The sequence below is a fragment of the Nocardia beijingensis NBRC 16342 genome, from assembly GCF_001612785.1.
Classification (GTDB): domain Bacteria; phylum Actinomycetota; class Actinomycetes; order Mycobacteriales; family Mycobacteriaceae; genus Nocardia; species Nocardia beijingensis.
In genome coordinates this window covers 16,255-29,225 of sequence record NZ_BDBC01000057.1, presented here as the reverse complement: position 1 = coordinate 29,225, position 12,971 = coordinate 16,255, and the positions used below count along the sequence as shown (strand labels likewise).

Here is a 12,971-nt window from a genome sequence, read left to right as displayed (position 1 = left end):
GAGGTAGTCGCGGCGCGAACCACGGCCCCTCGCCAGAGGCCGGCCTCCGGATTCGTCGCGCGTGTCTGCTTCCGAACGCTGAGAGTCAGGACAGAGCAATGACATTCGACGAACTGCGTGCCACGCTGCCCGGCCGCGTGCTGGTGGCCGGTGACGAGGGCTTCGAGACCGCGGCGCGGCCGTGGACGACGACCGTCGACCAGCCGGTGGCCGCCGTGGTGCGGGCCGGGGACGCCGGTGACGTCGCGGCCGTGGTGCGGTACGCGGGCCGCGCGGGCGTGCCGGTGGTCACCCAGCCGACCGGCCACGGCGCGTCCGGTGGGGTGCCCGATGCGATCCTGCTGCGCACCGGGCTCTTGGACGACATCGAGATCGACCCCGAGCGCCGGGTGGCGCGCGTCGGCGCCGGAGTGCCGTGGGGCCGGGTGCAGGCGGCCGCGGCCAGGCACGGGCTGACCGGCCTTGCGGGCAGCAACCCGGTCGTCGGCGTCACCGGTTACACCCTCGGCGGCGGCATGGGCTGGTTCGGCCGCAAGCACGGCTGGGCGTCCGACGCGGTGCGCGCGTTCGAGATCGTCGACGCCGATGGCGCTCAGCGCCGGGTCACGGCCGAGGACGATCCGGACCTGTTCTGGGCGCTGCGCGGCGGCGGCGGTGACTTCGCCGTGGTGACGGCGCTCGAGTTCGACCTGTTCCCCGCGCCGGAGCTGTTCGGCGGCCGCATGCTGTGGCCGCAGGCGCGGATTCGCGACGTGTTCGACGCCTTCCAGGAGATCACCGCCGCGGCTCCGGACGACCTGTCGGTGTGGTTTCAGCGTCTGCAGATCCCGGACGCACCGCCGATGGTCGGCGTGGACGCGGTCTACCTCGGTGATCCCGATCGCGGCCGGGCACTGCTGGCCGCGTTCGACGCCATCGGCGACACCGTTCTCGACAAGCGCGGTGTTTTCGGCGCCGCGGACATCGGCTCCGTCACCGCCGAACCCACCGATCCGAGCCCGTCGCTGTCCCGTGCGGAACAGTTGACCGATCTGGGCGATGCCGTGGTCAAGACCCTGATCGAGGAGCCGGTCGCCCCGCTGGCCAATGTGCAGATCCGCCACCTGGGTGGCGCCATGGCCGAAGCGGGGCCGGACGGTGGCGCGCGGGGCCCGATCGCGGAGCCGTACCTGCTCTACTGCCTCGGTCTCGGGCTGCCGCATCTGCGCGACGCGGTCGAGGCGCGGCGCACCGCCATCGTCGACGCGGTGAGCGGGCAGATCAGCGGCCGCAAGCCGTACACCTTCCTCACGCCCGGCGAGACGGCCGATGCCGCGTTCGATGCCGCGACGCTGGACCGGCTGCGTGCGATCAAGCGCGCCCGCGACCCGCACGGCGTCATCCGGGCGAACTACCCGGTACTCGCGTAGGCCATGAGAGGGAACGGGCAGCCTGGCATCGCGGCCTTATTCCAGCAGCGCCGTGCTCCGTCGGGCGGCTGAAGAGGTGCCGATGGTCTGCTCGCTCATAGCGAGCGGCCGAAATGTTTCGGGCAGGAATTGAATGAATTGACTCCGACTCGACCGCTGCCTGTGCACCGGCGCGTGCCGAGCGTCAGGGGCTTCGCCTCCGATTTAACGGAGCGGTCACGAGAAGCACACTGCCGGCAACTTTTTCGGCGCAAGCTGGAGTTCGCATTGCCGCGCGCTTGTCGGTGTCCTGTGTTACCAATTCAGCCAAACCGCTCGACCGAAGGATGCTCATGGACAACGTGATCGGACAGATCGACCGTGCACTGGATGCGACCGGAGCGATCGTCGCCGCCGTGGCGGGAGCGGGCCTGACCGCGCCGACGCCGTGCCGGGACTGGGATGTCCGTGCCGTTCTCAACCACACGGTGGGCGGTATGCACCTCTTCGCGGCGGCGCTGAGCGGCACGGACACGGGCGCCGACCACGAATCCGACTGGCTCGGCGGCGATCCGCAGGGCGCGTACGCCGCGGCCGCGGAGGTGGACCGCGCCGCCTGGCACCGGCCCGGCGCGCTGGACGGCACGGTGGGCATCTCGCTCGGGGAACTGCCCGGCCCCGCGGCCGCGCTGGTGCACCTCACCGAGCTTCTGGTGCACGGGACAGATATCGCGGTCGCCATCGATCGGCCGGATCTGGCCGACGATCAGTTGTGTGGCGAATTGCTCGCCACCATGCAGAGCATGGGCGGCATCGATTCCTTCCGCGCCCCCGGCATTTTCGGTCCCGAGGTACTCGTCGGCGACGACGAACCGGCACATCGCCGGTTGCTGGCGTACGCCGGACGCGAGGTGATGGCCCGCACGTAGTCAACGATTCTTCGAGAGGCGAAAGCCTCGCAGCTGTCGCCGAAAACATTTCCTCAATTATGTTGCGGGCGAATTCCGTCCAGGATCAGCTGGGCTATGTGGGCCGAATGTGTCTCACTCGTCTCGGCCCCGGCATGGCGTATCGCGGCGAATGCGCCTGCGATCAAAGCCATCAGCTCTTCGACGGTGACATCCTCGCGTGCGGCGCCGACGGCCTGGGCGCGGTCGAGCAGGGTCGCGACCTGGTGGCGGAGTTCCGCGGCGACGTCCGGTGCGGCGGTTCGCAAGTCGTACTCCGCGGCCGCGAGCGCGCTTTTCACGGTCGCGTTCCGCGCACCGGAGGCCATCATCCGCGCCAGCATCGTGAACAGAGCCATGTCGGGGCTCTCGGTGCCGCCGATTTCCTTCGCTTCCTCGACCAGTTGCTCGAGCTGATCGATCGCGACGGCCAGATAGAGCGCTTCCTTGGAGGGAAAGTGCCGGTGGACCGTGCCGGGACCGACGTCGGCGCGTCGCGCGATCTCGTCGAGCGAGACTCCGAGACCGTCGGTGGCGAACAGTCGCTGCGCGGTCCGCAGGATCTGCTCCCGATTGCGGCGCGCGTCGGCTCGCAACCCTCGGCGGCTTTCGGGCGCCCGCGCGGGAAGACGCTCGGTAGAGGAATCGGGCACGTCGCAAGCATAACCGGGGCGAAGCACCGTATAGTGCTCCGATAACCGGGGCGAAGCACCGTTTAAGTTCGGCGCTCGGCCTACCTCGATCGTTCGCTTGTGAGGAGATTCCGTCGATGGCCACACCGGACGACATCCGCGCCCTGATTCTGCGCATGCAGGAGTGCTTCAACACCCGCCAGTTCGACCGCTTCGACGACCTGGTGGTCCCCGGCTTCTACAGCCACGCGCTCCGCGTGGCCGGGGCCGAGGCGGGCAAGACCGCCTGGCGCGAGCTGGTGTCCCGATTCCCCGACATCCGGGTCGTCGCCGAGGACATCCTGGTCGACGGCGACAAGGCCGCCGTTCGCTCGTCCGTCGAGGGAACCGGCGAGCCGGGTGGCGCACGGCCGATGCTGCTCGAGATCTTCCGCGTCGATGACGGTCGCCTCGCGGAGATGTGGGGGATCACCGAAGGACCCCGCGTCGGCCGGTAGTCGCTCCGGCCGAACGTCTCCCGTACGGGATAGTCATCGACGACGTGTCCGCACGGCGTCGAGAAGGGTCGTACGGTGGAGCCATGAACCGGCTCGGAGAGGCGACGTCCCCGTACCTGCGCCAGCATGCGGACAACCCGGTGCACTGGCGGGAGTGGGATGCGGAGGCACTGGCCGAAGCGAGGGAGCGGGACGTGCCCGTCCTGCTGTCGGTCGGGTACGCGTCCTGTCACTGGTGCCACGTGATGGCGCACGAGTCGTTCGAGGACCAGGCCACCGCCGACCAGATGAACGAGAATTTCGTCTGCGTGAAGGTCGACCGGGAGGAGCGACCGGACCTGGACGCGGTCTACATGAACGCCACGGTCGCGATGACCGGGCAAGGCGGCTGGCCGATGACCTGCTTCCTGACCCCGGACGGCGAACCGTTCTACTGCGGCACCTACTACCCGAAGCTGCCGCGCGGCGGCATGCCGTCGTTCACCCAGCTGCTCACGGCGGTCACGGAAACCTGGCAGCACCGGCGTGACGAGGTGAACCAGGCCTCCGCGCAGGTGGCCGCGGCGCTGCGCGACCAAGCGGGGGGACTGCCCGACGCGGACCTGACGATCACCCCGCAGTTGCTCTCCCATGCCGTCGCCGCCGTGCTGCGCGACGAGGACACCGAGCACGGCGGGTTCGGCGGCGCTCCGAAATTCCCGCCGTCGGCGCTGCTGGAGGGCCTGCTGCGGCATTGGGAGCGGACCGGCGACCGCGCGGTGTTCGACGTGGTGGCCCGCACGGCCGAGGCGATGGCGCGCGGCGGCATCTACGACCAGCTACGCGGCGGGTTCGCGCGGTATTCGGTCGATGCCGCGTGGGTGGTGCCGCATTTCGAGAAGATGCTCTACGACAACGCGCAGCTGCTGCGCGCCTACGCGCACCTGGCCCGGCGCAGCACATCGGAGCTTCCGGAGTCCTTGTCACACCGGGTCACCCGGGAGACCGCGCGGTTCCTGCTCGACGACCTCGGGACCGCCCAGGGCGGTTTCGCCTCGGCGCTGGACGCCGACACCCACTTGGAGCCCGGCAAGCCCGGCGTCGAAGGCGCCACGTACGTGTGGACGCCCGCCGAACTGGCCGGTGTGCTCGGCCCGATCGACGGCGCGTGGGCAGCCGAATTCTTCGGCGTCACCACCGCGGGCAACTTCGAACAGTGCACTTCGGTGCTGACCAGGTACACCGAACCCGCCACGCCGCAGGACGCCGCGCGGCTGGAACACGTCCGCGCGGCGCTGATCGCCGCCCGCGACCGTCGTCCGCAGCCGGACCGGGACGACAAGGTGGTCACCGCGTGGAACGGGATGGCGATCACCGCGCTCGCCGAGGCCGCGGGCGCCCTGGACGAGCCGGAATGGACCGCCGCCGCCATCCGGTGCGCGCGCTTCCTGCTGGCCGAGCACGTGGTGGACGGCAGGCTGCGGCGTGCCTCGCTCGGTGGCGTCGTCGGCGCGGCGCCCGGCATCCTGGAGGACCACGCCTGGCTGGTCACCGGCCTGCTCGCACTGCACCAGGCCACCGGCGAGCTCGGCTGGCTGGACGAGGCCCAGCGCTTGCTCGACGTCGCGATCGAGCATTTCGCCGACCCCGATCGCCCTGGCAGCTGGTTCGACACCGCCGACGACGCCGAAACCCTCGTCGCCCGTCCGCGCGACCCGATCGACGGAGCCACCCCCGCGGGCGCTTCCGCGTTGGCCGAAGCGCTGCTCACCGCCGCGGCCGCGAGCGACCCGGACCGGGCCGTCCGCTACCGGGAGCTCGCCGACCGCACGCTCGACCGCGGCGCGATCGTGCTGGCGCGCGCGCCGCGCTCGGCGGGCCAGTGGCTCACCGTCGCCGAGGCGGCCCTGCGCGGCCCGTTGCAAGTCGCCATCGCCACCGATTCGGCGGCCCCTTCGGCCGAGCTGCTCGCCACAGCGCGTTCGGCCGCCCCCGGGGGTTCCGTCGTCCTCGCCGCCGCCCCGAACGCGGTCCCGCTGCTGGCCGATCGGCCCTTGGTCCGCGACGCCGCCGCCGCGTACGTCTGCCGCGGCTCCGTCTGCGACCTCCCGGTCTCCACTCCCGACCAGCTCCGCACGGCACTGCTGCGCACTTAGCGGCCGGGTATCCGGATCGGGCCGCACCGGCCCGGCTCGAGCCCGGCCTGCGCGGCAGCAGAGGCCTCTCGGTGGAGCGGCAGCCGAAAGTGAACTCGCCCTCCCCGGCCGGATCACCGCTGCATGCGAGCCGATCCGGTCGAGTTCCTGCTGTGCGTGCCCCGCACCGCCGTCCACGAGCTCGTCGGCGTGCTGCTCGGTCGGCCGCACCGGCCGCGGGCGGTCCCTCGACGTGCCCGCCGCGACACCCATGCTGGACAGCTGCGCGGTGCCGTCTCGGCTGGGCGGAAAGCTTCACGGAGGCGATCCAGCATCATCCCGCGGCGCACCGCGGACGAGGAACGCCGCGAGATTGTCGGCGCGTCGAGCGGATCAGGAGTCCGCCGGCGGGTGGCGGTCGAAAGGTTGGCGCACAGGCGCCGATGATTCCGCTGCCACGGCGGGCGGGACGGCGACCGCACGGACCTGCTCGATCGACCGGCCACCGAGGTCGCGCGGCGATCTAACGCCGGTGCGGCGCGTCGAATTCGGCGTCCGGCAGCTCTGTGCCGTCGGGTGGCTCCGCGGCGGTGTGGATCTCGATGACCGGGTTGGTGTCGGCGGGCAGGTCTTCGCTGTCGAGTCGAGCGGTGCGGGTCTCGACACGCTCGGGCCCGGCGTCGGAGGTGTCGATGTCGGTCCAGCAGAACGTCGGGTCCCTCATGCCGCGCAGCACGATGGTGTCGTAGAACGTCCACTTGGCGCGTTCGTGTTCCGTACCGGCCTCGATCACCGCTTGGCTCACCAGGATCCGCCGCGGCACCTCCTTGGCCGCCGTGGTGAGACGGGCGGCCTCGTTGACGGCGTTGCCGATCACCGTGAATTCCAGCCGGGTGTCGGAGCCGACGTCGCCGGCGAAGACCGGGCCGCGCGCGACGCCGATCCCGATGTCGAGCTCTCCGGTGGCGAGCACCTCGTCCCGGATGCGCCGCGCCGCCCGCAACGCCGGGGTCGCGTTGTCGCGCAGGGCGATCGGTGCTCCGAAGACGCACAGCGCCGCGTCGCCCTCGAACTTGTTGACCAGGCCGTTGTTGTCCTCGGTCGCCGCGACGACGATGGCGAGCAATCGGTTCAGCTTGGCCACGAACTCCTGCGGCGGCAGCCCGGTGGACAGCTCCACCGACCCGGTCACGTCGACGAACAGCGCCGACACCTCGCGCACGTCACCGGTGAGATCCGCCCCCCTGGCCAGCGCGCGCTCGGCGACCTCGGCGCCGACGTGCCTGCCGAAGACCTCCCGCATCCGCTCCCGCTCGCGCAGGTTCGCCGCCAGCTCGTTGACCGAGTGCTCCAACCGGCCGATCTCGCTGGTGCTGCCGATCGGCACCCTGGCTCCGAGATCGCCCTGCGCGATGCGGTCCAGCGCGCGACGCAGGGTGCGCATCGGCGCGGCGACCGCGCGGGCGAGGAACGCCGTGGCCAGCGCGCCGACGCCGATGCCGACCGCGGACAGATAGATGGCGGTGCGCACCCGGTCCGGCGCGGCCGCCACCGGATCGGCCAGCACGACGATCAGCATGAGCAGCGGGAGCGCCGCCGCCACCGCCCAGGTCAGCACGACTCGCACCAGCACGGAGGAACTCCAGTGCATGGTCCAGCCGAGTACCCCGGCGACCACCGGAATCGTCGGCCGGATCAACCGGTCCACGATCAGGAAGGTGACCGCCGCCGACTCGAAGGCGCCGATCGTGAAGAGCGCCGCCGTCACGCCCGGGTCGTTGTCGGGGCTCAAGCGCGCGAAGATGACAGTCGCCACGATCACGCCGGGAATCCACAGCGCGAGCGCGCGCATGCTGATCGCGACGGGTAGGTGCAGCAGGCGCCGCGCCTCCGCCTCAGTGGGTTTACGCCCGGCGTCGAGCCAGCCGAAGTACAACTTGCGATCACGCACCGCGAGGACGATGCCGGCCAGGAACCCGACCGCGGGATAGATGCCGACGAAGGCGAGCGCCCGCAGCCAATCCGTGCCCAGCCTGCCCAGGAACCCGTTGAGCCACAGCTGGGTGACGATCACCGCGAGACCGCTGAGATTCGCCGTGGTGACCAGCGCGGCCAGGCCACCTCGCGCTTTGAGCGCCCAGACGACGAGTTTCGCGATCATCGGATTCGCGACCCCGATGACCGACCGGTGCGGGCCCGCTCCGGTGTAGGTTTCGCGCCCGCCATGGACTCCGTACCCGCTGGGGCGATGCCCCGCCTTCCGAAGGCGGCGGCCGCAGCGTTCTCGCAGCTGCCCGATCGCAGCGGCTGGTGCTTCGCCATCCGGGCTGATACCGGAGACTCCGCCGACCGAAGATCTCCGAGCGCCCGTCCCGAGTGCGCCAGACGCCGCGCGACTGCCGGAAACAGCAGGGCGATGCCACGCGAGGCGGCGAGCGAGAACACGAACGAGCAGCATAGAGCCACGGCGACCGGCACAGGAGCTTTCCCGGTGATCTCGCCGGACCCGCCCGCCGACCAGCCGCACCGCGGCATCGTCGGCCCGCCGTCCGGCAGCGCGGAGCAGGCGAGGGGGTGGATCACCGCCCGATCGGGCCTCGGCCCGCCCGCGCACTGGTGCTCGCGGCGCGGACGCCGAATCGCCGCGCGGCTTTCGGACGCACGCTGTTCCATCGCCTGCGCCGCCCCTCTCGTCCGACCTCCCCGTCGACTCTATGCGCTCAGCGCAGAACGACGAGCCACACCGCCGCGTAGTGGGTGAGCGCGGCCAGCACCGTGGCCGCGTGGAAGAACTCGTGATGCCCGAACACGGTCGGCCACGGGTTCGGCCACTTCGTGGCGTAGAGGATCGCGCCGCCGCTGTAGAACAGGCCGCCGATCAGCAGCAGGATCAGCGGCGCGATGCCGATCTGGCCGTTGAGCTGGCCGGCCACCGGCACGATGGCCCAGCCCAGCAGCAGATACAGCGGAACGCCGACCCAGCGGGGCGCGGTGGGCCACAGCAGTTTCAGCGCCACTCCGGCCAGCGCACCGGCCCAGACCACGGCCAGCAGCGTCTGCCCGGTGCGTCCGGGCAGGCCGAGCAGGGCGAAAGGGGTGTAGCTGCCCGCGATGAACAGGAAGATCATCGAGTGGTCCGCTCGCTTCATCCGGATGCGGGCGCGCGCGGTCGGCCAGGTCACCCGGTGATAGACCGCGCTCACGCCGAACAGCCCGCACACGGTGAGCCCGTAGACCAGCGTCGACCACCCCGCGGTCGCGGAGACCCTGGCGGCGGTGGCGATCAGCACGACGGCCGCGATCGCGGCGACGCCGACGGCCCAGGTGTGGATCCAGCCCCGCATGCGCGGTTTGACCAGTGCCCCGGCGAGCGCTTCGCCCGCCGAGGCGGGAACCGGTGTGACCGCTGCCGCATCGGCGGCGTCGACCGATTCGGACACGAATACCTCCTAGAGGGGACGGCAGGAGCAGTCTGTCCCCGGCCCCACGCCGGACCGAGGACGGACCCGGTAGTTGAACCCGTCAGTAACCTACGCAACCGTAACTTGCGTGCTCCCGGCCACTGTACCGGCGTATCGCGGTCGATGCCGCGTTCGTGTCGCTGAGGCGTAGGGTTGCCCGCGTGGAACTTCCGAGTCAGGTGCGGGGTCTGCCGTATCGCATCTACGAGGCCCGGCTGTCCAGGCAGCTGGCCGGCAAGCAGCATCCCCGGCACGTCGCGGTGATGTGTGACGGCAATCGCCGATGGGCGCGGGAGAACGGTTTCACCGACGTCAGCCACGGCCATCGGGTCGGCGCGCTGAAGATCGCCGAGCTGGTCGGCTGGTGCGAGGCCGAGGGCATCGAGATGGTGACCGTGTACCTGCTGTCCACGGAGAATCTCCAGCGTGATCCGGACGAGCTGGAGACGCTGTTCGAGGTCATCACCGACGTGGTGGAGGAGCTGTCGGCGCCGGAGCAGAACTGGAGCGTGCGCATCGTCGGCTCGCTCGACGGCTTCCCCGAGCTGATCGCCAAGCGGATGCGCACCGCGGCCGAGCGCACCGACGGCCGCAACGGAGTGCACGTCAACGTCGCGGTCGGCTACGGCGGCAGGCAGGAGATCGCCGACGCGGTGCGCTCGCTGGTCCGCCAGGAGATCGCCGCGGGCGAGACCGGCGAGGACCTGGTCCAGTCGATCACCGTGAACGCCATCGGCCAGCATCTCTACACTTCCGGTCAGCCGGACCCGGACCTGGTCATTCGCACGTCCGGCGAGCAGCGGCTGTCCGGGTTCCTGCTGTGGCAGAGCGCATACTCGGAGATATGGTTCACCGAGGCGTACTGGCCGGAGTTCCGCCGGGTGGATTTCCTGCGGGCACTGCGCGACTTCGCCGCGCGTCATCGCCGCTTCGGCGTCTGATCCGAGTTCGCGCCGGTGAATCCGGCGTCGGCGCCGCGCTTCTCGCGTACTGTGCGGTCTCATGAGCTCGTTCGACCACCGGCCCGCCGGAGCAGCGCGGGGCGAACCGGACGACTCGATCAGCTATGCGGAGTTCGGGAGACGCTTCCTGGAGTACGCCGCCTCCGAAGCGCGCATCTCGGGCGCCTTCGGCCAATTGACCGGCGGCGAATTTGATTTCGGCCCGATCGGCGCAGGGCCGGGCCGACTGGCCAAGGTGACCGCGCAGGTCCGGCTCGGCGCGTCCCGGCTGGGCCGCCGCGCCGACGAGGCCATCGCGTTCGAGCTGATCATCCCGCTGGAGGTCGACCTGCTGCTGGACTTGGCGGTCGACCGGCACCGGTTCCACGTCGAGGGGACCGTGCGTCTGCACCTGACGGTGCGCACCGCGGCGCCCCTGCGGGTGGTGATCGACATCGCCGAGCCGCGGCCTGCCGACGTGCGCGTCAGCGTCGCCGCCGCCACCAGGCGCGGGCAGATGCTGCGCGTTCTCGCCGGCGTCGATCACGAGATCAGGCGTTTCGTCGCCCGCTATATCTCCGCGGAGATCCGTAAGCCGCACATCGCCGCGGTCCGCGATATCGATGTCGCGCAGCGGCTCGACGAGGCGTGGAAATTGTAAGCGAAATCACAATTTCCGCAGCCGCAGCCGATTGATGCTGTGATCGGCGTCCTTGCGCAACACCAGGGTCGCGCGCGGACGGGTGGGCAGAATGTTCTCCACCAGATTCGGCCGGTTGGTGTTGTTCCAGATCTCCTGCGCCGCGGCGGTCGCCTGCTCGTCGGTGAATCCGGAGTAGTGGTGGAAATGCGCGTTCGGATCGGCGAAAGCGGTCTTGCGCAAGGTGAGAAACCTTTGCACGTACCACTTCTCGATATCCTCGATGCGCGCGTCCACGTAGATCGAGAAGTCGAACAGATCCGACACCATCAGGCGCGGACCGGTCTGCAGCACGTTCAACCCCTCCACGATCAGAATGTCGGGCTGACGGACACAGTGCAGCTTGCCCTGCACGATGTCGTAGGAGATGTGCGAATACACCGGCGCGCACACTTCGGCCGCGCCTGATTTCACCTCGGTGACGAATCGCAGCAGCTTGCGGCGGTCGTAGCTCTCCGGGAAACCCTTGCGGTGCATGATGCCGCGCCGGGTGAGTTCCGCGGTGGGATAGAGGAATCCGTCGGTGGTGACCAGGTCGACCCGGGGATGGTGATCCCAGCGCGCCAGCAGCGCCTGCAGCACACGCGCGGTGGTGGACTTGCCCACCGCGACGCTGCCCGCCACGCCGATCACGAACGGCACCTGCTGATCGGGATGGGTTTCGCCGAGAAACGTGGCGGTCGCGGCGAACAGTCGCTGCCGCGCGGCCACCTGCAGGTGGATGAGACGAGCGAGCGGGAGATACACCTCCGCGACTTCTTCGAGATCGATCTGTTCTCCCAGGCCGCGCAGCCCGATCAGTTCTTCCTCGGTGAGCACCAGGGGAGTCGATTTACGCAGGGTCCGCCACTGTTTCCGGTCGAATTCCACGTAGGGACTCGGCTCGCTCATTCGTGCCATTTACCCGACGCTCCGTTTCGGCAAACACGCACGGTTACCGTGCGGATCCGGTGAGATTCGGTGTAGCTGTCGCCGCATAGGCGAATTCTGCTCCGCGCCGGCATGGTGAGCCGAGCGGGGTGCCACTACCGGTTGGTAACCGGCTCGATGACCCAGGTGGGAGCCGCTAATCTCGGCTGGCATGGAAGCGCATCCGCTCGTGACCGAATACCTGCGGCTCGGCCTCGCCTTCGACCGGCTGGAGGAAGGTTTCGTCGACGCCTACACCGGTGATCCCGCGCTGCGCAGGCAGGTGCGTAACGCGCCCGCCCCGCAGCCGCGCGAGCTGGCCCGCCGCGCCGCCGAGTTGCGCGCGGCGGTGCCGGAGGCCGGGCTGACGCCCGAGCGCACCGAGTTCCTCGACGTGCACCTGCGCGCACTGGAGTGCTCCGCACGGAAGTTCGCCGGTGAGGACATCGGCTTCATCGATGAGGTGCGCGCCTACTTCGACGTCGACATCGCGCCCGGCGACGTGGACGACTACCGCGAGGCGCACCGGCAGATGGACGACGTGCTCGCCGGGGACGGTCCGCTCGCCGAACGGGTGGTCGCCCACCGCAAGGCCGACGAGATCCCGCCGGAGCGGCTGGCGGTCTGCGTCGAGGCGTTCTCCGGCGCGCTGCGTGAACTGGTGCGCGCCCGTTACCCGCTGCCCGACCACGAGCACGTCACCTACGAGGTGGTCGGGGACAAGCCATGGTCCGGGTTCAACTACTACATGGGCGACTACCACTCCCGCGTCGCGATCAACTCCGACCTGAAGCAGCACATGGCGAACCTGCCGCAGCTGATCGCGCACGAGTCCTACCCGGGCCACCACACCGAGCACTGCCGCAAGGAAGCCGGGCTGGTCGCCGCCGGGCAGGCCGAGCAGACGCTGTTCCTGGTGAACACGCCGCAGTGCCTGATGGCCGAGGGCCTCGCCGATCTGGCGTTGCGCTCCATCGTCGGGCCCGGCTGGGGCAAGTGGGCGCAGGAGATCTACGCCGATCTCGGATTGCGCTTCGACGGCGAACGAGCCGAACGCCTTTCGAACGCCTCGGCGCAGCTGCTGGGGGTGCGCCAGGACGCAGCACTGCTACTGCACGATCGAGGCCGCTCGCACGACGAGGTGGCGGAGTTCTTGCAGACCTGGAGCCTGACGACGCCGGAGCGGGCGCGCCAGTCGCTGCGCTTCCTGTCCTCGCCGCTGTGGCGCGCCTACATCTCGACCTACGTCGAGGGATACCGGCTGCTCGGCGGCTGGCTCGATCGGGCGGCCGACGCCGACGACCGGGCCGACCGGTTCCGCAGGTTGCTCGACGAGCCGCTCACTCCAGGCGCGGTGCGCGCGGCGGTGTGAGCGTCCGGTC

General features: G+C 70.1%; 11 protein-coding genes. 7 read left to right on the top strand and 4 right to left on the bottom strand.

What is annotated here, in order from left to right; all coding sequences use genetic code 11:
* The first annotated feature begins 98 nt into the window (after positions 1-98).
* Positions 99-1,409, top strand: a complete 1,311-nt coding sequence (locus NB3_RS27895; RefSeq protein WP_067809310.1) for an FAD-binding oxidoreductase — start codon at positions 99-101, stop codon at positions 1,407-1,409.
* Positions 1,410-1,741: 332 nt separating this feature from the next.
* A complete protein-coding gene (locus tag NB3_RS27890) occupies positions 1,742-2,317 on the top strand; it encodes a TIGR03086 family metal-binding protein (RefSeq protein ID WP_067809366.1) in 576 nt (191 codons plus the stop codon).
* A gap of 53 nt (positions 2,318-2,370) precedes the next feature.
* Here the strand turns inward: NB3_RS27890 and NB3_RS27885 are convergent, their stop codons facing one another.
* The gene (locus NB3_RS27885; protein WP_067809308.1) at positions 2,371-2,988 is read right to left on the bottom strand and encodes a TetR/AcrR family transcriptional regulator; all 618 of its coding nucleotides are present in this window, start codon (positions 2,986-2,988) and stop codon (positions 2,371-2,373) included.
* Positions 2,989-3,104: 116 nt separating this feature from the next.
* On the opposite strand from NB3_RS27885, the gene NB3_RS27880 reads away from it, so the two are divergent.
* Both NB3_RS27880 and NB3_RS27875 read left to right on the top strand, forming a co-directional pair.
* A complete protein-coding gene (locus NB3_RS27880) occupies positions 3,105-3,464 on the top strand; it encodes an ester cyclase (protein WP_067809305.1) in 360 nt (119 codons plus the stop codon).
* Between the two features lie 83 nt (positions 3,465-3,547).
* Positions 3,548-5,599, top strand: a complete 2,052-nt coding sequence (locus NB3_RS27875) for a thioredoxin domain-containing protein (RefSeq protein WP_067809303.1) — start codon at positions 3,548-3,550, stop codon at positions 5,597-5,599.
* Positions 5,600-6,101: 502 nt separating this feature from the next.
* Here the strand turns inward: NB3_RS27875 and NB3_RS27870 are convergent.
* Both NB3_RS27870 and trhA read right to left on the bottom strand, forming a co-directional pair.
* Positions 6,102-7,739 carry an adenylate/guanylate cyclase domain-containing protein gene (locus NB3_RS27870; protein WP_084823737.1) on the bottom strand — a complete coding sequence of 546 codons (1,638 nt, stop codon included), beginning with the start codon at positions 7,737-7,739 and terminating at the stop codon, positions 6,102-6,104.
* A 559-nt stretch (positions 7,740-8,298) separates the two neighbouring features.
* Positions 8,299-8,922 (bottom strand): PAQR family membrane homeostasis protein TrhA, encoded by a 624-nt coding sequence (trhA, locus tag NB3_RS27865; protein WP_067809364.1) that lies wholly within the window; start codon positions 8,920-8,922, stop codon positions 8,299-8,301.
* 278 nt (positions 8,923-9,200) lie between these two features.
* Here trhA and NB3_RS27860 point away from each other — a divergent pair, with 278 nt between their 5' ends.
* Both NB3_RS27860 and NB3_RS27855 read left to right on the top strand, forming a co-directional pair.
* A complete protein-coding gene (locus NB3_RS27860) occupies positions 9,201-9,980 on the top strand; it encodes an isoprenyl transferase (RefSeq protein WP_067809301.1) in 780 nt (259 codons plus the stop codon).
* Positions 9,981-10,041: 61 nt separating this feature from the next.
* Positions 10,042-10,641: a hypothetical protein gene (locus NB3_RS27855; RefSeq protein WP_067809299.1), complete on the top strand. Its 600-nt coding sequence runs from the start codon at positions 10,042-10,044 to the stop codon at positions 10,639-10,641.
* Between the two features lie 6 nt (positions 10,642-10,647).
* On the opposite strand, the gene coaA is transcribed toward NB3_RS27855, so the two are convergent.
* Positions 10,648-11,580 (bottom strand): type I pantothenate kinase, encoded by a 933-nt coding sequence (gene coaA / locus NB3_RS27850; RefSeq protein WP_067809298.1) that lies wholly within the window; start codon positions 11,578-11,580, stop codon positions 10,648-10,650.
* 181 nt (positions 11,581-11,761) lie between these two features.
* Between coaA and NB3_RS27845 the strand changes: the two genes are divergently transcribed.
* On the top strand, positions 11,762-12,961 hold the full coding sequence (locus tag NB3_RS27845; RefSeq protein ID WP_067809296.1) for a DUF885 domain-containing protein: 1,200 nt from the start codon (positions 11,762-11,764) through the stop codon (positions 12,959-12,961).
* Positions 12,962-12,971: the final 10 nt, after the last annotated feature.

What these genes read in the sequence shown, in the direction of transcription:
- NB3_RS27895 (WP_067809310.1), top strand. Translation starts at nt 99, where the DNA reads ATGACATTCGACGAACTGCGTGCCACGCTGCCCGGCCGCGTGCTGGTG.
- NB3_RS27890 (WP_067809366.1), top strand. Translation starts at nt 1,742, where the DNA reads ATGGACAACGTGATCGGACAGATCGACCGTGCACTGGATGCGACCGGA.
- NB3_RS27880 (WP_067809305.1), top strand. Translation starts at nt 3,105, where the DNA reads ATGGCCACACCGGACGACATCCGCGCCCTGATTCTGCGCATGCAGGAG.
- NB3_RS27875 (WP_067809303.1), top strand. Translation starts at nt 3,548, where the DNA reads ATGAACCGGCTCGGAGAGGCGACGTCCCCGTACCTGCGCCAGCATGCG.
- NB3_RS27870 (WP_084823737.1), bottom strand. Translation starts at nt 7,739, where the DNA reads ATGATCGCGAAACTCGTCGTCTGGGCGCTCAAAGCGCGAGGTGGCCTG.
- trhA (WP_067809364.1), bottom strand. Translation starts at nt 8,922, where the DNA reads ATGCGGGGCTGGATCCACACCTGGGCCGTCGGCGTCGCCGCGATCGCG.
- NB3_RS27855 (WP_067809299.1), top strand. Translation starts at nt 10,042, where the DNA reads ATGAGCTCGTTCGACCACCGGCCCGCCGGAGCAGCGCGGGGCGAACCG.
- coaA (WP_067809298.1), bottom strand. Translation starts at nt 11,580, where the DNA reads ATGGCACGAATGAGCGAGCCGAGTCCCTACGTGGAATTCGACCGGAAA.
- NB3_RS27845 (WP_067809296.1), top strand. Translation starts at nt 11,762, where the DNA reads ATGGAAGCGCATCCGCTCGTGACCGAATACCTGCGGCTCGGCCTCGCC.